20 protein-coding genes are annotated in these 19437 nt (G+C 43.8%); all 20 read right to left on the reverse strand.

Annotated elements, in window-relative coordinates:
- Positions 1–831, reverse strand: an 831-nt coding sequence (locus V8Q34_RS14600) for a hypothetical protein (RefSeq protein ID WP_335835767.1), incomplete at its 3' end; no start/stop codon positions are given.
- Positions 824–3970, reverse strand: coding sequence for a hypothetical protein (locus V8Q34_RS14605; RefSeq protein WP_335835768.1), 3147 nt, complete (start codon positions 3968–3970; stop codon positions 824–826). The genes V8Q34_RS14600 and V8Q34_RS14605, both read right to left, overlap by 8 nt.
- A gap of 2 nt (positions 3971–3972) precedes the next feature.
- The gene (locus V8Q34_RS14610) at positions 3973–4182 is read right to left on the reverse strand and encodes a hypothetical protein (RefSeq protein WP_335835769.1); all 210 of its coding nucleotides are present in this window, start codon (positions 4180–4182) and stop codon (positions 3973–3975) included.
- Positions 4148–6559, reverse strand: coding sequence for a hypothetical protein (locus tag V8Q34_RS14615; protein ID WP_335835770.1), 2412 nt, complete (start codon positions 6557–6559; stop codon positions 4148–4150). The genes V8Q34_RS14610 and V8Q34_RS14615 overlap by 35 nt, the downstream gene beginning before the upstream one ends.
- A 4-nt stretch (positions 6560–6563) precedes the next feature.
- Complete coding sequence (locus V8Q34_RS14620) at positions 6564–6914, reverse strand: DUF6711 family protein (RefSeq protein ID WP_335835771.1); 351 nt, start codon at positions 6912–6914, stop codon at positions 6564–6566.
- A 13-nt stretch (positions 6915–6927) separates the two neighbouring features.
- Positions 6928–11574 carry a phage tail protein gene (locus V8Q34_RS14625; protein ID WP_335835772.1) on the reverse strand — a complete coding sequence of 1549 codons (4647 nt, stop codon included), beginning with the start codon at positions 11572–11574 and terminating at the stop codon, positions 6928–6930.
- A gap of 150 nt (positions 11575–11724) precedes the next feature.
- Positions 11725–12663 (reverse strand): hypothetical protein, encoded by a 939-nt coding sequence (locus tag V8Q34_RS14630; protein ID WP_335835773.1) that lies wholly within the window; start codon positions 12661–12663, stop codon positions 11725–11727.
- Positions 12664–12780: 117 nt separating this feature from the next.
- On the reverse strand, positions 12781–13269 hold the full coding sequence (locus tag V8Q34_RS14635; protein ID WP_335835774.1) for a hypothetical protein: 489 nt from the start codon (positions 13267–13269) through the stop codon (positions 12781–12783).
- A gap of 31 nt (positions 13270–13300) precedes the next feature.
- A complete protein-coding gene (locus V8Q34_RS14640) occupies positions 13301–13552 on the reverse strand; it encodes a hypothetical protein (RefSeq protein WP_335835775.1) in 252 nt (83 codons plus the stop codon).
- Positions 13553–13644: 92 nt separating this feature from the next.
- Positions 13645–14097, reverse strand: coding sequence for a hypothetical protein (locus tag V8Q34_RS14645; RefSeq protein ID WP_335835776.1), 453 nt, complete (start codon positions 14095–14097; stop codon positions 13645–13647).
- Positions 14098–14156: 59 nt separating this feature from the next.
- Complete coding sequence (locus V8Q34_RS14650; protein ID WP_335835777.1) at positions 14157–14573, reverse strand: phage tail protein; 417 nt, start codon at positions 14571–14573, stop codon at positions 14157–14159.
- Positions 14574–14707: 134 nt separating this feature from the next.
- Positions 14708–15097 (reverse strand): hypothetical protein, encoded by a 390-nt coding sequence (locus tag V8Q34_RS14655; protein ID WP_335835778.1) that lies wholly within the window; start codon positions 15095–15097, stop codon positions 14708–14710.
- The gene (locus V8Q34_RS14660; protein ID WP_335835779.1) at positions 15097–15534 is read right to left on the reverse strand and encodes a hypothetical protein; all 438 of its coding nucleotides are present in this window, start codon (positions 15532–15534) and stop codon (positions 15097–15099) included. The genes V8Q34_RS14655 and V8Q34_RS14660 overlap by 1 nt, the downstream gene beginning before the upstream one ends.
- Before the next feature lie 112 nt (positions 15535–15646).
- A complete protein-coding gene (locus tag V8Q34_RS14665; protein ID WP_335835780.1) occupies positions 15647–16201 on the reverse strand; it encodes a hypothetical protein in 555 nt (184 codons plus the stop codon).
- Positions 16198–16515, reverse strand: coding sequence for a YjcQ family protein (locus V8Q34_RS14670; protein WP_335835781.1), 318 nt, complete (start codon positions 16513–16515; stop codon positions 16198–16200). The genes V8Q34_RS14665 and V8Q34_RS14670 overlap by 4 nt, the downstream gene beginning before the upstream one ends.
- Complete coding sequence (locus V8Q34_RS14675) at positions 16508–16951, reverse strand: hypothetical protein (RefSeq protein ID WP_335835782.1); 444 nt, start codon at positions 16949–16951, stop codon at positions 16508–16510. Before V8Q34_RS14675 ends, V8Q34_RS14670 begins: the two co-directional genes overlap by 8 nt.
- Entirely contained in the window at positions 16935–17690 is a 756-nt protein-coding gene (locus tag V8Q34_RS14680) for a hypothetical protein (protein WP_335835783.1), read from the reverse strand. The genes V8Q34_RS14675 and V8Q34_RS14680 overlap by 17 nt, the downstream gene beginning before the upstream one ends.
- Before the next feature lie 168 nt (positions 17691–17858).
- Positions 17859–18188 (reverse strand): hypothetical protein, encoded by a 330-nt coding sequence (locus V8Q34_RS14685; RefSeq protein ID WP_335835784.1) that lies wholly within the window; start codon positions 18186–18188, stop codon positions 17859–17861.
- 5 nt (positions 18189–18193) lie between these two features.
- Complete coding sequence (locus V8Q34_RS14690) at positions 18194–18334, reverse strand: hypothetical protein (RefSeq protein WP_335835785.1); 141 nt, start codon at positions 18332–18334, stop codon at positions 18194–18196.
- An 11-nt stretch (positions 18335–18345) separates the two neighbouring features.
- Positions 18346–19425, reverse strand: a complete 1080-nt coding sequence (locus V8Q34_RS14695; RefSeq protein ID WP_335835786.1) for a major capsid protein — start codon at positions 19423–19425, stop codon at positions 18346–18348.
- Positions 19426–19437 lie beyond the last annotated feature (12 nt).

Raw genomic sequence — 19437 nt, forward strand, 5'->3', positions numbered from 1 at the left:
CACGGCCTGTGTGAGATTAGGGCAGTTACGCACATCCAGGGTTCGGAGGAGGACGTTGTTGCCCAGGTGCAAGTCTGTGAGGTTGGTATTGCTGTAATCCGCACTGGCATCCCCCAATTTCAGGGACTGCAGCTTCGTGGCCAGAGAAAACTCCGCATAGCCCACCATTAAACCGGACAGGTCTCCCACGTCTTTGAGCTGACTGGCACTGTAGATGTAGATTTCGGTATCATTTACATTATCCAAGGGGCACACCAGGGTATAACTTGCACCCCTCAACGCCCTCTGCTGGACCAGGTATGAGCCATACTTGACTGATGCATAGATGTCCGCATACGGCGTCACCGTGATATCAGCCTTGGCGTAACCCCTGACTGTGATGACATCCGACAGAGCATCCCCAGCGTTATACTTGCTGTCCAGATACCGATACCGGTTGTAGAGCCACCACTTACGTTGCTCGGCCTTGCTCCCCTGCAGCATGGAGAGATAGGCGGCACTGTTGTCCTCGATGAGCGGCTGTAAATATTTAAAATAGGCATCCTCATTAAATATTGCTTCCGGCCAGCGCGCCTGGTGCTCCTCAAATCTGCGCTCCGTGTCCTCATAGGATAATAACCCTTTGGACCGGAGCTCCTGATACATTGCCTTAATCTCATCCTGGTAAGCCTGCCGGAGATTGACCCAGAGCACGCTATGCTGCCCGTTAAACACATCGGCACCAGCCACCTGGTCGATGTCCTCCAGTTCGTAGGAAAATGCCAATGTACCCTCATTATTAATGCCTATGGCCGTATCGAAATCATATGGTAAAAAGCACCACTTACCCATTGCTATCACCTCCTGCAAAGATTGTTGGGAACATGTTCTTGGCCCGGGAGTCCACCATCAAAAATAACTCGGTAAACAAATAATAAAAGCAGGCGCTGTCCACCTCAATGTGATCAGGCAGCTCCGCCTTAAATTTGGCTAACCTGTATGCTGCAGTATCTGCAGTGTACTCCACGCCTCCGTAAGTCACCGGCGCCTCCAGCGCTGCTCCCGTAGCGGCCGCCTGATCAGTGCTGACCAACCATGTTGACAGGGTGCTGAGCTGTGTCGGGTCTGTATTGCCATCTGGGTAACGGCCCTCAAAGTCACTCAACCAGCCCTCACCCACAAAGTCGGCTGATTTCCAGAGCACTCTGGAGCTGGTATTGTTGAGAATTTCCCAGCTCTCGTCCCCAGCCGCAAAGCCATAAACCTCCGGAGTCCCTTTGTCATTATTAAAGTTGTATTTGCCTAAAAATATGGTGCTGTTGCCATTTGACCAAAACATGACAATTGGAAATCCATCAATGCCTTGCCGTATCTTCTCGTCTGCCAACTGCGGCGGCGTCTTATATGGACAGGCGTCGTTGTACAGCCTTACCAGCTCCACATTGTTGGCGCCCTCAGAACTGGCTACATCTGCCTTAAAGGTAAAAGTGTTGGTGGGTATGGCACTCGCATTTATGACATAATTTTCTGTCTTTGTTCCGTCCGCCAGCGTAAACCCGCCTTTAAAGTTAATCTTATAATTTTTGCGAGCGTAATACTGTGATGACGTACCTTGGACGTTTGCCTGCGCTCCGGTAAATGTAAAATCCTTTGCCGGATGCAAGGGGTCCACATAGTATCCGCTGACCGTCTTTTTATCGCCCTTATACTGAGGCAATTCCGGTGCCTCCAGTACCAGATAAGGTAAATCTTTTGGGAGCTGACTGATCACAATGCTGCCGTATGCGTCAAATACATTGTTGTGCTGGTATCTCTCCAGCATAGTATCCACGTCCTGCGTGTCCGCGATCCAGTTGTTGAGCATCTGGTGTCTGGTCAGGTCATTGTCATATACCCTTATACAGTACAGGTCGATGGTGCAGTCATTACTGCCTACGCTGATGTCCACCGGTATGGTCTGTGCAAAGTCATCATCTGTAGGGTACTGGACAGTGCCGGACATAACGCCATTGATATAACAGTAGATCAGGCGATTCTCGGCACGTTTTTCGACGACAAAGGAGACTCGTACGTGCTCGTCCTCCTTGTACTGTGTGGAGATTTCGGACTGCTCAGACCGGAGTAGAGCCTTCTGGGCTGTCAGCTCAAAGCCTCTGTTGCCAGACATGCATGACACCACCACAGCGTCATAATCCATGACATCCCGGGTCGCAAATTCCAGCTCGATAGTCTTGCCACCGGTCCTAAAATCTTGTGCAAATGCCTTGTACGGTATCGTCAACCGGGCATCCCCGGATACCCGCAGCACTGTGTTATTATCCTGATCAAGCTGCCAGCCGTCCGACGCAAAGTTAAATCCGGCAAACACAGCCTGGATATCTCCATAAGACCATGTTCCCGGATTCCCCTCGTTATTACTCCTACCGTAGCTGGAGAGGTACAGGGACAAATCCTGCGTCTCCGCCCCGATATCCATGCTGCTCTCCGTAACCGTAAGAGTAATTGTCTTATGTCCCGTCCCACACACAATCTCCAGTGTCAGGCCGCCCACGGTATAAGCCCGATACGTCCAAATCTGCTGCGTACGGTCCACGGTAAGTTCTGCCACCTGTATGCCATTGGCAATCAGATGGACCGTCGACAGCATACTCCCTGGAGTGCAAGCCATGTACGGGATAACAATGGATGTATACTGCTCCACCGTGTCCCCACGGTAACTGCTCGTGATTATAGGGGTGTCCTCTCCCGCCACCGTGCAGATAAGCTCGTAATACAGCTCATTGGATGATATCTCAACTCCATCCACCGTCGCCGTAAAATATACCAGCAGGCTATGTGCTCCATGTGTCTGTCCCGGGATAATATAGGATTGCTGCCGGCCGGATGCAGATACATCGGCCGTGCCCAGCTCCTTATCATCCACCACAAAATGCATGGTCTTGGCGACATTGCCCACCGGAGTGTAGGTGTAGGTAATCGGGCCTGTGTAAGGCACGCTGGAATCAAAGGTAGATGACACGCTGACATCCACCACCGACACGCTGTAGTTGATGGTCCTGCCGTTGCCGTAAACGTCGGTTATATTGACCTTGACCATATTTGCGCCCGTGGACAGATACTTACTGATATCCACGGTCACAGCACCCTGGGCCACATCCTGGGTGGTCTTGACCAGGCCGTTAATGGTAACCTTGAGCGTACCATTTCCGGTTGATAACTCATCCTCCAAAGATGTCCAAGTGAGACTGACAGTACAGGCCGCACCGGAGGCAATGGACTTACTCAGCCAGCCGCTGGTATTGGATACAGTCAGCACGGCGTTGTTACTGCCGCCACCGCCGCCTCCTCCGCTGCCGGAAAATGGGCCAAGGGGGCCAACCACGACCTCATTGTTGCTGGTCATGTAGAGATAGCCGGCCTCTACATAGGCACCGTCTATCTTGCCGCCGATAAGCAGTTGCATGGCTGTCTGGTCGTCCTGCAGCTTACGGATTACGTTCTGGGTGTCAATCACATCCCCTGATATATTGGACATGCTGGCCTGAAGTTGTTTGAGTGCCTGGGTGCTATCTGCGATATTTTTGGTGTTGGTATTAACCTTACTCTCCACCGCCTCCAGGTCCTGGTCAATCTGGGCCAGGACTTCATCTTTCATCTTGACAATCTCCTGCCGGACCGCCGTTAGCCCTGCCTGCAGGCTGGCTATATCTCCCTGGTTTTGCAGGATTGCTTTTTCATCGGCAATGATATCTGCGGTATTTTTATTGACCGCCTGCTGAATCTTGTCAATGATGATTTGCTGAGCCTCCTGATAGTTGCCGGCCTCCTGCCGCAGGGTCTCTATGTCCGTGGCAGTAGCCATCAACATGACCTTGCCACCGCCGTAACAGTACCAGGCGTTGCCCGTATCGGTCGCAATCGCAAGTTCACCAGGTAATAACTTTGAGGGGATAAACTGCTCTTTCAGACCATTTCTGTTGGTTATTGCCATGATCACTCACCTGCCAGTCTGTTCAGTCTATTCTCGTTAATATACTTTTCAATTACACTTATAGCGGCTTTTAATTCTGGATCAATAGCATAAAAACTGTCCTGTGCATTTCTCTTTGTGACGCTTCCTGTTTCATCTGCCTCATTATAGATACTTGATATAGTTTTCTCTTTATCACTATTGATCACCTGAAATGATCTTAAAATTTTCATATGCCAGTTCCTCCATTTCTCTGTCATAACTTTTCAGCTCTTCTTCAAATATACTCATGATTTCCCCAGTATCATCAATCGGAGCCATTGCCTCCTGTAAACCATAATCGTCTATTCTCAAATGCTCGTAGTTCTTTTGGATTGCCTTTAATTCCCACGAAAATGATAGATTAGGGGTTCCCTTCACGATAAAAAAGGTAAAGTCCTTCGACTCTACCCAAATATCTCCAGCCCCTTCTTTTTGAAGAAAAACCGAATATTCTACTTCTGCGTTTATGGTTTGAGAAAAAATAGCATCTATAGATACATAACACAAGCCGTCTTCGTCAGTCTTACCAGTGCCAATGTCCCCAAAATACGGCGTTGGAGTCTCATAGCAATACAGGAGACGTCTATCATAATCCTCAGTCTCCGCGATTCGAGATTTAGTACCAGTGACTAACAAACTTCCCTTGATTTCAGTGCTTCCTTCAAAGGTATTAACACACGCTGGATAAGAGCCATCATGTCTTTCTGCGTATAAATATCCACCAAATTGAATTGCATGAAAATCTTTTCCGTTTTGGAAGATCATATAAGAATAAGGGTCATTATTTCCCGAAACCGCATATGAATATACTGTCTTCCAGATTTCATATTCGAAATTATCTTTAATCTGGTATGCCCTTATATTTCCGCCTTCTATCTTAATCTTTGTTTTTCCAAGGAAATCCACTTTCCCTGATGATATAAAATTATCTTTGCTCAAACTCGCACATTCATTCCCATCCGCATCTAATACAGATAGTAGTCCATGCGTGTTATTTGAACCTCCAAGCGTCAGCGTACCGCCACTTGCCCAGTCAAAGCTTATCCCTATAGCAGCAATCACATTTGCAACAATATTGGCATCCTTATCCATACCACCCACATAAGTCTTACCGCCGTCTCGTGAGATAAAGAAACCATCAATTGTCTTCTTGTAAACAATGGTGCTCTCACTTAATACCGGCTTATCATGCATGTAATTAATCACACTGCCATCAGATTGCGTCTCCGATGTCTCATAGTACCCCATTGCATTGATTGCAAGGCTATTGAGCTGATTTACATAGTCTGCATACTCATAGAGCTTTTGTTGGCTGTCCTTCTTGATATCCGACACGATTTTATTGATCTCAGCATACCGGTCCGCGCTATGTCTGGCCGCCGGCTCCGCATCACAACTGATGGACGCATACCCACCAGTGCTGTATGTGATGTTAGTGAGATATGTGTGATAGCTATTTCCCTTGCGGTCCGTAATTACTACAGCATCTCCAGCCTCCCAGGACGGGTCACCAATCGCAGACGCCGAAAATGGCCTGAACCGCATCCCCACGACACGGCCTGCCAGATACTCAGCAACATCCTTTGCCTTGCCGGCCTCAATCAGAGGGTTACCGGATACATCCAGCACATATCCCTCGGCACCACAGAGATAAGTCTCGCCTTCTATTTTTTTTCCGGCGCTGTCCTCACTGTCGGCTGCGGTCACCCGGATACCGGTAATCAATACGTCCACAGTGGACACGGACAACGACGAAAAGCTGTAGATATGATGGTATGACAGCACATCCGTAAATGTACCGCCGTCTGCGGTATCGCCGCTGGAGTAATCCGTAAAGTTACCACCATCCAGATCTGCACCGGTCTGATAGCTGGCCGCTGTCGTATCGTCAAATATGCCGCCGTCGATTATCTCGTCAAAAGCTTTGGTATCATACCACTTAAGCTCCAGCCTGCCATCCGCATTGCACCGGGCATAACATCCGGCCAGCAGGGCACAGTAGGCGATTATGGCGCGATAGGTTATGTTGGTGGTGTCTGTGAATGGGTTATGACTTATCTGATATCTGTAGTTCGGGAATTGCCCATTGACCAGCAGTACGCCGCATCGGGTACAACAATACTGCACGATGGACTGCAGACTGGACGGGAAGCCTATGCCGCCGTCGTAGACCGCATCAAATTTACTCATGTTGTCCAGGCACTCCAGCATCAAGATAGCCGGAGTTGCTGTAGGGTCATCTGTGTTGTAGACGCCCTTTTTTAGCCACTCCATCCGGTCAGACAACTGTTTGCCCACCCACACCGTTACAACCGCATCCGTAAAATCATAATCCGAAAACTCATCGTATCGGTTGTTTAAGCTCAATGTCAGTTTATTTGTGATTGCCGCGCCAATATCAAATTTATTTGAACCGGTCACCCCATCATCTATTTTCGTGGCACCCTGGGATATCTGGGGGCTGTCTATCTGCAGTAGAGTGCCGTCTTTCAAGAGGATGGTGGCCTTTGTGATACACACACTATTTTTCAAGTGCGCCTGCTGAAATTCTGTGCTTGTATTTATCATGCCGCTACCTCTCTATAATATCGAACGATATCTGTGAGTATCGTTTATTGCTGATTGTCCATATTTTCACAGGCGCTGAACGGTCACCAACATAAAACTCGCGGGTCTCATTTAAGCCGCTCATAGCATCCGGGTAAGTGACCATAATGTATTCAGGGTTAAATGTCTGCAGGATAGCGGCTGCCTCCTCTCTGGTGGGATTGTTCCACGATAGAGACAGCTTAACTTTCTGCGCGATTCGATTCTTATGCATCACTGCGTCATCTGTTCGTCCTGCCGCCGCATCCGACACATCCTGCAGGCCCCATGTCATACTAGAAGGTGTCTTTATCGTGACACCGTTTACCTTTATCACATCAGACACCTCCTCAAATCGCTATGACCGCTTCATAGCGTCCCTTATATTTTTTCTCGCCCTTTAATACTCTCTTATAAGTAGTTTCACAATCTTCCTGTATAGTAACCTCAATGATTGGAGCCTGCTCATTTCCGGAAGCTGTACTCGATGTCATGATGATAGCTTCTGCCACCGCCTGTTTGACCGCAGGATACACGGCGCTACTAATGCCTTCTACAATCTGGTCATTATTGGCAACGGCAGGCCTGCCCGCCATGCTGCCTACCATCTCTGGTCCCGATTCTCTGGCTATGAAAAGTTCCCCCAATTCAGGGAAGCCGCCGTTGGCGTACCAGTCAATATCAAAATTAGGCACGGAAAATGATACCGGTCCGAGATCCCAATTATCCCAACTAACAGAAAGATGTGGTATGGGGATATGCAACCCCGAAAACGCTCCAATAATATTTCCGGCACTTATATCAGCCTCATTCACAGTTCTACTGAATTCATCTTTGAGATTCTGCATCATGCGGGCCGTTCGTTCTTCCATATCTCCAAGCGACTGACTAATGGAATTTCTTAAATTGTCACCAAGCTTATCCATCACCTTTAATACATCTGAAGAACTACCGTCAATCCCGTTTTTAAGGCCTGCCGCAACGTTTTCACCAATGCCCGACATAACTCTACTTGGACTGTGTACGTCAAATCCATCTTTGAAACCTCTTACTATACCATCTACAAAATCTCCGACTCCTTTTTTAGCGGATTCCCATTTTTCCTGAATACCATCAATAAATCCTGATACAATGTTTTTTCCGATATCGAGAATCTTGCCAGGTAATACTTTGAAAAAATCAATAACTTTATTGGTTATTTTGGGCACTTCTTCTTTTACCTTGTTATACAGATTCTTGCACCATTCCCCAACTTTACCTACAGCAGATTTAATGCCATCCCATATTTTACCTGGCAGTGCAGCGAAGAATCCCACAACATTATTAATTATCTCTGGAACCTTTGTCGACAGATAGCTCCATATATTTCCCGCCCATTCTACGAATTTATCCTTGGCAGAAATAATAGCATCCCAGATTTTCCCGGGTAATTCAGCAAAGAATGTGACAATGTTTTCAATTATCATTGGGATATTCTCTGTGGCCCACACAATGATCTCTATCCACCATGAAGCCAATTTACCCAATGTGAACCCTATTGCATACCCTATCTTTCCTGGTAATTCAGCAAAGAAATTAACAATTCCATCCCGGATCTCCTGGACTTTTGTTGAGACAGTTTCCCAAATCGTTGCAGCCCATTCAATAAACTTTTCTTTGAGGGTAATGATTTTTTCATAAATCTTACTCGGTAATTCAGTGAAGAACTCTGGCAATCCTTCAATCCATGGAATCACAGTTTCATTCCACCACGTTGGTAAGGTCACAGTAAAGAATTCCTTTACTTTATCCCAGTTGCAGAAAATAGCTATAATTCCTGCAATAGCTGCTCCTATTACCAATCCCCAAGGGTTAATTATGCCAAGTAATCCGCTAAAACCTGTCTGGATGGCTGAAAATATACCCCCTGATGAAAAAGCTGCTCCAATATCTGTTCCTAATAATTTAAAGACACCTGTAATTCCGCTTAATTTGGTTCCAAGCGTTGCTATTATATCGGAAAAAGATATTTTTCCAATTGCACCAGAAAAAGCCGATGCTATTCTCAATCCAAGTGCTTTAAATCCTGTAACAACCGTTCCATCATCTGTAACTACTTTAAACACACCTGTGGTCAATTTAAGCCCAATTTTAGCAACGGCTACTTCAACCCCGTGTCCAATCGTATCTGTTAATCCCTTTATAAGGCCCTCTTTAATTAAACCGGCAAATCCACTGATTAACTTTGCAGCCCCAAAAGCCAGTCCGACTTTTGCTAAAGTCCCCCAGTCCAAATTACCAAGTACATCACCTATCGTCTTTGCTACATCGTCCCAACTCACTTCTTTGATAAACGATTTTATGGTTGTCAGAATGCCATTTACCAGACCGTTGATACCTTCGGCTATCATCTTGCCGTCAACCTCTTTTAATGCACCATTAAGAGCACTTCCAATATATGTTCCAAGACTGTTCCAGTTAAGAGTGGTCACAAATCCATAAATTATCTTTGGGATTTTCATGATCCAAACGCCTATCGTCCGACCGAGAATATCCCAATCAATGGAATCAATTATGCCGTTAAGACCTGTAGCAAGCGAGTTTCCTATATTTACCCAATCAATCCCTGAAAAATATAGATATAGCGTATTGGTTATGATATTTACTCCCTCGCCAATGGTGTTTCCAATCTGCGTCCAATTAATATTATCAACTAGACTATTAACTGTTCTGGTGTAACCATTTACAAATTCAGTTATTCCAGGCCCTAATCTTTCCCAATTAAAAACGGAGTTGATCTTCTCGAATACAGAATCAACTCCACTTGCAATATATTCTCCCAGGCCTTCATAGTCACCAGACTTGATCATTCCCCACATGTTACTAAATACTGAAGTGATTCTGTCGGCGTATCCCTGCGCTTTATTTACGGAATTTTCGAGGGCTTTATCCCAGATACTCTCATAATTCGCCAGCGCGTCTGCAATGGCTCCCGAAAGGTCAATCCCACCTGCCCCTCCGCTTTCTCCAATTCCCGTATTTTTACCGGAACCAGAATCAGAACTATCAACGGGATCACTATTATCTGGCAACTTATTGATCTCATCTATTCCCAAGAGGGCATTTTTTAGCTTTTTAGCCTTATCACTAGCATCGTCTATGGAGCCTCCTATGTTATCCGTATTGTCAGCCGCTCCGTCTGCGGCATCGGCAACGCTGTCAGTATCATCGACCAAATCGCCAATTACATCATCCGCACCAGAGTATCCACCGCTAATGCCATCCATGATTTTTGAATAGTCTATACCAAATAGTTTTCCAACAAATACAACAAGCTTTTGGAATGCCATGAGTACACCATTAACGACTGGTAATATCACCTGTAAAGCCGGCATGAGCAGATTTCCAATTGCACGTGCGACATTGCTTATCTGCTGCTTAAAAATACGATACTGGTTCGCAACAGAATTGATGGTGTTTGCCTGATCTCCCCAGGCAACCTTTGACTGGTCAAGTATTGCTAAAAGTCTTAACTGCATCTTGTCAGCCTGCGTCATCTCCTGCAGTGCTGTCTCAATCCCGTATTTATACGCATATGTCTGCAGCGTAGCATTGGTAATGTCAATACCGTATTTGTATAGGGCTCTGGACTGACCAATAAGACCGGATGAAAAGTTTGTCATAACTGTCTGCATATCAATATTTTTTAAAGAAGACATGTCGGCAGCCAGCATTGACAATGCCTTGCTTGCATTTATACTCGTCTCTCCTACCAGCCCTACAGAGTTTGTTACAGCAGAAATATTTGCCTGATACTGCATCAACTGTTCTGGATCAAGGCCTAAATTCTTATTATCTGCAAATGATAGAATTCCATCCTCTCCAACTTTAAACCCAGACATTTTTTCTGTTAATCCATTTAGCCTGCCGCTAAAAGAATTTACATAAGCATCTGCACTGTCATAACCAAACTGAGCGAAATTACTGCCAAACTCACTTCCTATCTTGTCCATGATGACAGAGTAGTAGTTGTACGTCTCTATGTAGTCCATTGACTTCTCAACAGTTTTCCCGAAAAGCTTTATCCCCCGAATGATCGGGTACAACGTAGCATAAAAAGAACGAAAAACCTGTGACAAACTTTTGGTCCTGACAGCGGTCAGCCCAATCTTCGTTGAGACATTAGTGAGGGTAGTTGAAAAACCTTTCAATGACACTTTGGATGCTCCCATATTAAAGGCCAATGCATAAGTACTGGTAGATAACCCTTGTACTTTTGTCTTTGCCGTCGCGGATGCGGAAACCATACTTGTGATTGCACTAGTGGCTGATTTTGCCTTTGCTCCACAGGAAGCTAGGTTCGTCAGGGCATTGGTCATCTGGATCAGATTATTCGAGACGCTTGGTGCTTTTGACAACGTATCCATGAATGCTTTCAACGCCGTTGCCAATTGTGGCATCATAGTCATGGCCGCCTGGATTCGCTTCTGTCCAAACATACTCACCGCGGTTGCTACGGATGTCAGCTGTGCCACGGCCCCATTATTGCCTATCTGCCCATTCAGTGCCGCCACCATTTCATTTATAGCCCTGGCTATCTGCGGCATGCTTGTAATAGCCGTCTGCACTCCCTTATTCCCAAACTTAGACAATCCGGCGATGCTGTTGGTCATTTGCGCTATGCTTGAAATATTTACGCCAGATATACCCGATAATCCAGAGGTAAAATTCTTTAAAGCATTTCCAACATTGAACATATTGCCTGAATTAACAGTCGAAAGCTTATGTAAATGCGATACCACCCTGTTGATATCTGACGCTTTTACGGAAGCCAGCGTTTTAGATGCGGCAGTGATGCGGTTCATTCCCTCAGCAAACTGTTTCATCCCGCCGCCATTGATCCCTGACATGGATTTTGAAACACTATTCAGTTTTGCGATCAAAACATCTAACTGCTTATTGGCAGATGCCGCCTGCGCTTCAACCTGTATCTCCAGCCTATCTATTTCGGTTCCCAACTTCTCACCTCTTCCAATAATTGTTCATGGTCAGCGGCTATCACTAATCTGATAACCGGTTTTTAGTAAAAAAGAACACCTGCCATAGCGACAGATGTTCACACAATATAAATGCCCCGCATGGAAAACCAGGCGGGGTTCATTTTGATTCTATTGTCCATTATTCTCAATATATTTGGGTAAAAAACTACAAGAATTATATCCATCAACAGTCAATGTGGAATATTCAATTATTTCACCGTACGCTATTAAGTGATCTCCTTCCGTCATGTCTGAAGCAGAATATCCATTGTCATTAGTAAAATACATAGTTATCTGTCCACCAACGTACGAATTCTCATTTTCACGCTGCACTCCGCATTTATAGAATTCTCTCTGTAAATTGTATTTATTTATAAAATCGGTGGCAAACACATCATAAGCAGCTTTGTTATTGAAAAATCTCCACTCTTCTACAAATAAATCTAATCTAACATACTTCCCTTCCAGACTATCTTTAGAGAAGAAAATCTCGTCATACCATAATATTTCACACATATTTTTGTATTCATCTTCTGATAAAGACGACACATCGACTTCTTGTGATTTTTCGTTTTCTTGCGTTTTTTCTTCATTAACAGAAGGCTCTGTTTCTATAGCTTCGTCCTCTGATGGTGGTTCCGGCTCTTGGACTGGGGATTGCTGCACATCCGCAGGCTCATGTTTTTTCTCTTGTTCATTCAACGCTGTGTCTTTTGTAGGCTCCTGCTTCTTTGCAGGTTCCTGCTTATGTTTATCATTCTCCTTTTCGTTCTTACTCTGTTTCTGTGCATTTTTATCATTATTCTCTACATTATCTTGTTTTTTCTTCTCTGTAATATTATTAGCACTGACTTCTTCAGATGTTTTTACTTCCGTAGTCTTATCACTTACGGGAAAAAATGTCACCGCTATAAAGGTAAAAACAATCAAAAGCGCAAATGATGTTACAAATGTAATAATAGGAACCTTTTTACTTTTCTTTTTCAACACGGAAACAACAAAACATATAATTGATGCGCAAATTAATATTAAACATATAAAATCCAAAACACCTAATAAGACACCCATAGTCTAAAGCCCTTTTCTATCGTTTGTGACTTGTAAATCAAAATAATAACCAAACTTTAAATTTTCCACTATTTCCCACACTCATGACACGTAAACAATGCTAGGGATTACCGCCCTTCATGTTTTAATTTCTTCTCTTTTATGCTTTGGTATCCATTTGCTTCCACAACGTTGGCAATGCATCATGTCAATTCCATCTGTTTGGCTACTAATCAACATACTTTTAAATGCAGAAGACTGCCTCGTCATGATAATTCCTGGCTTGTGAAAATATTCAATATTCCGTGATGCACAATACGGACAATATTCCGTATCTGAATACTTACCGCTCTTCTTGCCCTTTTTCCATTCTGTATTGCGTGTAATCATCATTTGGCGTGCCTCGCGAACCGGTATCCCAGTATCTCTTGATAGATGTTTAGCACATCCAACAATATCGACAGGCGCATTCCAAAAAATCTCATCCGCAATCCTATCCAATTCAGACCGTGTATCTTCCGGTGCGTTCGGTTTCTTAAACTCACTTGACGGACAGCCACAGTTAGGGCAACTTTCCGCTTTATCAGATATATCTTTACCACATTCGGGACATTTGATTAATGACATGGAATCACCGCCTTCCTTTATTTATATTATACTACTTCAGCGATAATTCCGCATCATCTTTTTTAAATCTCTCATTATAAATCTTTGTCCACGCATCAAATTTCTTGGCTGCAATCTCTGCCGATTCTCTGGTAGCCTCCTTTGCTTCCTCCGCTGTGCCAAACGGCTTATCCGGGTACTTTGCTTTCTTTCCAAAAAACACACTGCACACAGCAGCCTTAATATATCGTCCCTGATTCCATGCGTTTTGATTATCCCGCTCTAATTGGTGCTCATAAGCCAATTTGAACGGCTTCACCTTTGCAGGGTTCAGATGCCAGAACAATTCATAAGGAACACCATAGGTTAATGCCCACGGAAGATGTTCTTCTAAGATTATGCTTCTGTAGCTTTTTTCATTGCGGTCTTTTTCTTGTGATCCTGCGGAATCTTCTGCTCCTCCTCGTCCTGTTCCTCCTCTTCCGGTTTCACCAGGCCGATCTGTTTGAAAAAACCGTCTTCCTCCATCTGGCCGATAATAGCCGTTGCCATTCCGTAGAAATTAGCATCCTTTGCTTCATAGTTTTCTTTAAAATACTGTTTCAGCAGTGCTTTAGCATCATTCTCCGTTTCCACCGGATTATGTTCTAATAGGCCGGCATAGAACAACGACACAACGGTTTTGGGCATAGATGCGATTTCCTTCAGCATATCCTTATTATTCATATTTTTGCTGGCATCTGCCATACCGCCAAACATACTGATTGTTTTCTCTATACATTCCTCATTCAGCGCTGCCTCAAATGTGTATTCCAGTTTATAATCTTTTTCACCAATTTTTAAAACCATATCTCAGATTCCTTTCTTATATCAAACAAAGGGCGACATTGAGCCGCCCAGATTTCGTGTCATGCTTTATCTTTTGTGATGGGTGTACCCGGTGTAATGCTGATAGTCATTTCAACCACACCATTGACCTCTGTCTCGTTAATATAAACTGATAACTGGCCCTCGAATTTATATTTTCCTTCAGCGCCATCGCCGTCATTTCCAAACCATACAGCATAAGGGGTTGTTTTACCTTCTAATTCTTTCAGTGTATCATACTGGGTACTGTCATAATTTGCAGTGAACTCCATTGCTTCCGAAGCCTGGATTCCATTGATATACGTCTGCATGTTATCATCCAGAGTTGTTGTTTCCAACTGTTCCGGGGCACCGCCAATCTGCGGTGTAGTCTTTACCGGAAGAAGCGGTGTCCATGTAATTGAATCTCCGCTTCCAGCACCTTTCATCAACTTTGCATTATAACTCGAAATTGCCATTTTCCATCCTTTCTACCCCATAGCTTTGAGGGGTCAGCGACTGCCATCTATCGGCAGCCGGTGCATAAAAATAAGAGCCATCTCAGGCCCTCAATTTTTTGTTTCTATATGCTAGGGACGTTGATTTCCCTTATTTAAATTGTATCTGCATCAGCAAATATACGCTGATATCTGCCTACCCACCTTTTAATATTGGGGTCTACAGCATTTATGACTGGTATCGGTCCCCCGTGGCACTGAAATCCATAAGACAGCATGAGTCTCTTCGCCACCTGGCTAATCTGCTCGCAAATAGCATCCGCCAGGGAACCAGTGGAATAGACTGAGACAACAAGCATGGGGTTCTGCGAACCCTCTTTTCCTTCCAAATCATAGTTTCCGCCGGAATTATCACCAATGGACAGATCCACATAAGGGAACTGGCTTTCCTTGGGTGTCACATAACGCCCCACGGTGCACTTGACCGCTTTTTCCAGTTTAACCTTGAATACCGTGTAAAATTCATTCCAGTTAAATCCAGCCATTACTCAACCGCCTCATAAGTTTTTGCAAACACATCCGGCTTGCAAGTGTTGAACTCTCCATTTACACCCTTGATGATATAATCGCCTTTGGTGCATTCATGGTCACATTTGAGCGTATGAATTTTTATAATGACATAAGGAGCACCCTTTCCGACTTCCCATGCAGTATCAATAATGTCATATTGCAAATCTTTCCCAACAAACTTTTTGATTTCATCCAAATTCAATCCAGTCCATTGAACCGCTTCGATTACTACTGGCTTCTTTCTATATTTCATATTCTGTCTCCTAAATCTGCGTATAAAAAAGAGAGGGGTTAACCTCTCTTTTTTATTAATTGCCCGATAGGAAAAACTCGTGTGTTTTATCAGGGCTTTTCTCGCATTTACTGAAACTAGTCCCACTAGGTTTATTAGCCGCTCTAGTTGTTTTTCCACAATACTTACACTCCCATTGATATGTGCAACCAGATGGCTTCTTTTTAATTTCCATGTACTTTCCTCCTTTCACTATTATTATACAGCAAAAGGAATTACTTTCCAAGCGAAACTACTTAAATACATCTCTAGCAATCGCCACAACCTTATCCCTCAACTCTTTCCCAGCAAAATACATTGGCATTTTCGGTACAGTACCGCTTGAATAGTGCCACTCACCTTGTAAGTCCATGTAGTACCAGCCCGGCTCATTGCCATGTGTGCCGCCGGAGAATGTTCCAGTTCCTACGCCCGGTATATTGGCTGGATTCTCGGCTTTCATTCCCGCCCCGAACTCAAGCATGAGGCAGGGAGATACCTCCGCACTCTTCACACCCTCCAACGCCTGCCACTCACTCACAATCTTGCTGCTGTTCTCCATGTAGAAAACAGCCTTGCATCCTGCCTGCTGTGGAGTGATTTCAGAACCCAAGTGAATATACTTTCCGAAGCCACTACTGCCAATATTGGCATTGGCAATGATAATTCCTTCAGCAGTCAGCCGCCGGCATAATTCCTCTGTTTTGCGGTTAAGGTCACCCCGGTACTGCTCGACCTCTTTAATGGCATTTTGAATTTCTCGGACGGATAAACCGAAGGATATTTTTTTGCCATGCCTACACCTCAAAGAATTTCCCCGGCCAACCTTAACACTTCCTTCGCTTTTTCCATGAAAGTATTGTTGGCCAGATATTCTAAGCCTTTCAACGTGATATACGGCTGTATTGGTTCTGCTATGTGCCGGAACTTATCTTCTAAATCCTGGCTGACAACTATCCCCGATATGTAATCATTATCCAATAGCATAATAAGCAGTTGTTCCCATCTCTCATAAGGAATTTTCAGTTTATCTGCAGAAACTTGATAAATCTCAAACTGTTCATTCCCCATATTCCGTTCTAATTCTCGAAGAATTTTATAGATACTCTTGAAATTATCCATGATTACTTCCCCCTTTCGGTAATTTCTTCAGCAGATATTTAATGCTGTTCAATGATGGTTTCACCGCCAACACTGAATAATCTGCACTATCTCCATCCACTGTTCCGTCAGCATTCATCTGTGGCTCCGTAGTGTGCCAAATTCGGCTTGTTTCAGTTATCGGCAAGGATTTGTCCGAAGTGAGTAAAACAGCCTGATATGAGCCAATATCGTAGCCATATTCCCTTGCTTCTGCCTCACCGCTAGACATAGCAATGTTGGCATAAAAAACGACAGGCTTGTTATAGCCTGTCGCCGTACCAATTTCAATCGGAACTTTTTCCCCATCAATTTCTATGTAAACTATTTCTCCGTTTTTGTCACGCTGGTATACTTTGATTTCTTCGCTGTAGGTTGCATAATGTAGAAGCTGTTGATTTTTACGAAGATTTCGCATCTGAACCACCATCCCCAATATTAAAATACTCCACCTTAACCAAATCCTCTCTTCTATATCGCACCTCACTAGAATGTATTAAATCTTCTGCGACAATCCAATTTCCGCGCTGCTTAACACATTCTACTTGAAACACTTTTTCGCTTCCATCATTAAAATGCATTTTCATCCAAAGATATTTATACGTCTTATTATCATCAAAAACTATAAATTGCATTATCTCACATGTAATAATCACTACATATATAATAATGTTAAGAACAGGGCTAGAAATGTGAGAAGCCAAACACCATAACCATATACTACAAACAAAAGGTGTGTAATACAAGAATATTACTACTGGTTTCGCAAATTTATTCAACATCTGAAATTCAATTTTCTTAGTATCCATTTGAACACTAAGCATGAAAACCAGGATACAAATACCACAAATAACCGATAAAATGACTTTCACATATTCGGTAGGTATTAGAATTGAAAATTGCCCCAATATGAGGTTCACTGAAAATACAATTAAAATTCCAATCACGTGAAAAATCATTCCGATTACAATAACTCCAAAGAAAAAATATCCATATCTCTCACGATTACTTTTCTCTTTCTTGCACATCCATCTCTTTACAAACCTTGGTTCATTGTTCCTAATTAATGGCAATAACCAACCAATAACGCAAATAAGTACCGGAACTGCAATATTATATATATCCTGTCTTGTAATACTTCCTAAAATATCATTCATGATGTCGCTCCTTCCATCATTATTATACGATAAAAGGATATATTTTCCAACCGAATTTTACACTCTGCCCACCACCGCTTAATGAGTGCCACCCTGCGGATTTCTCCACGCACTAACTTCTTCACCACTTAACCCTGCGGCCGGGAGATATTTGGAGCACCATCCTTTCTATATGCCTGATACAAAAGGTACGATTCCCATCAAACACTCTTTCCTATCTTTCCAGCTTCGGGACACACCATTTTCATTCATAGAGAGCTGTCCCTCTGCTCCAATCTGATTATAGTCATACAAAGCCAATTCCCGGATATTGGAATAGTATCGTTCCATATCTTTCCAGATAAACTCCTCCGTATGGTGACTTAGATAGTTCCTGGTTCGCTTCACCTCACGGATAGAATTCTTGACTTTTGATTTAAGAATCGCTATATCGGAAGATTCCGTCAAACTTAATTCAGTTGTTAAATCTGTCAAAATTTCATTCAATAGCAATTCCATAAGCCTTACTCCTTCCTTGCACGCACTGGCTTTTCACTGTTTCCTACTGCAGCCTTCTTTACAAGAGGCTTATTACCCTGTACTGGCACGTCCGCACCCGCCGGGTAATATTTGCCTTTATACTTCACTGTATGGTCATACTTCATATCATGTCTCCCTAATACGCTTTAATGACATAGGTGTCATCCATACGCTCATATGTAGGAAGAACAATCTCCGAACAAATACACTGGGTTACGATAGGATGAGGTGTTGTAAAGGTGTACAATGCCACACCAGTGTTCACGATGGAAAGATTTCCTGTGCTCATATCGCCGCTTCTCTCTTCGGGTGTCTTTCCGTATTTTGTAACTCCAAGTGCCGTCTTGCCAGGAAGCAGGGTAACTACGCCGTCCGGGATAAATGTTTTTTCTGAACCTGCATCATCAATAAACAGCTTATCATAGACAATTGGCTCCATTTCCAACTCTTCCATGATAAAAGCCTGAACAATCTTTTCTGTGATATACACGGTGGCAGTCGGATTCTTTGCCAGAATGTATCCTGCCAGTTTCTTATTCTTGCAGATTTTCATCCATGTATTGTCATTAAGAGAAAATGCCTTGATGATTTTTCCTCTCTTTTTCATTGCCTTTTTAGCAGTACGCAAATCCTCGACAGGGTCTGAATTCTCCAGATCATCCCACTTATCTGTTCCGGTAAGTTCCATGAAGTTCTTTGACTTATAGGAACCATCTACATCATAGTTATAATCGTACGCTACACCATTAGCTGAAATGGAAATCTTCGGTGCACCATCAGTCGGAGCAAGAAGCTGCCAGATCATACGCTCCGGAACAACATCTGCACCCTGAATAAGGTCGATAGGGCCAAGTGCAATCTGCTTCAAAATCTGCTGTGCTACAGCCGAATCAGAGGCATTCATAAGATTTTCATATTCCTGTGCATCTTTCTCCTTCACTAGATATGATTCACGGAAAAATGGCATATCGGTTTCCATCTCTTTAAATCCAATCCTGTCACGTACAGTAGCCTGTGCATCATAGTTGGATGGCGTCAGTGATACAGGGAGCCCTTTGGAACCCTTGAACCACTTTAGATCCATGGTTGGCGTCTTCTCAGCCGGGAAAAATCCACTGCCAAGATATGGTGCAATACCCTGTGTCTCTTTGTACGAATCCCACATAACCTTTATGGCTCTTGCGGTAAATGCTTCTTTTAATGGTAATGCTGGCATAATTCTATACCT

The organism is Blautia sp. JLR.GB0024 (assembly GCF_037000545.1).
In the GTDB taxonomy this organism is placed as follows: Bacteria; Bacillota; Clostridia; order Lachnospirales; family Lachnospiraceae; genus Blautia; species Blautia celeris.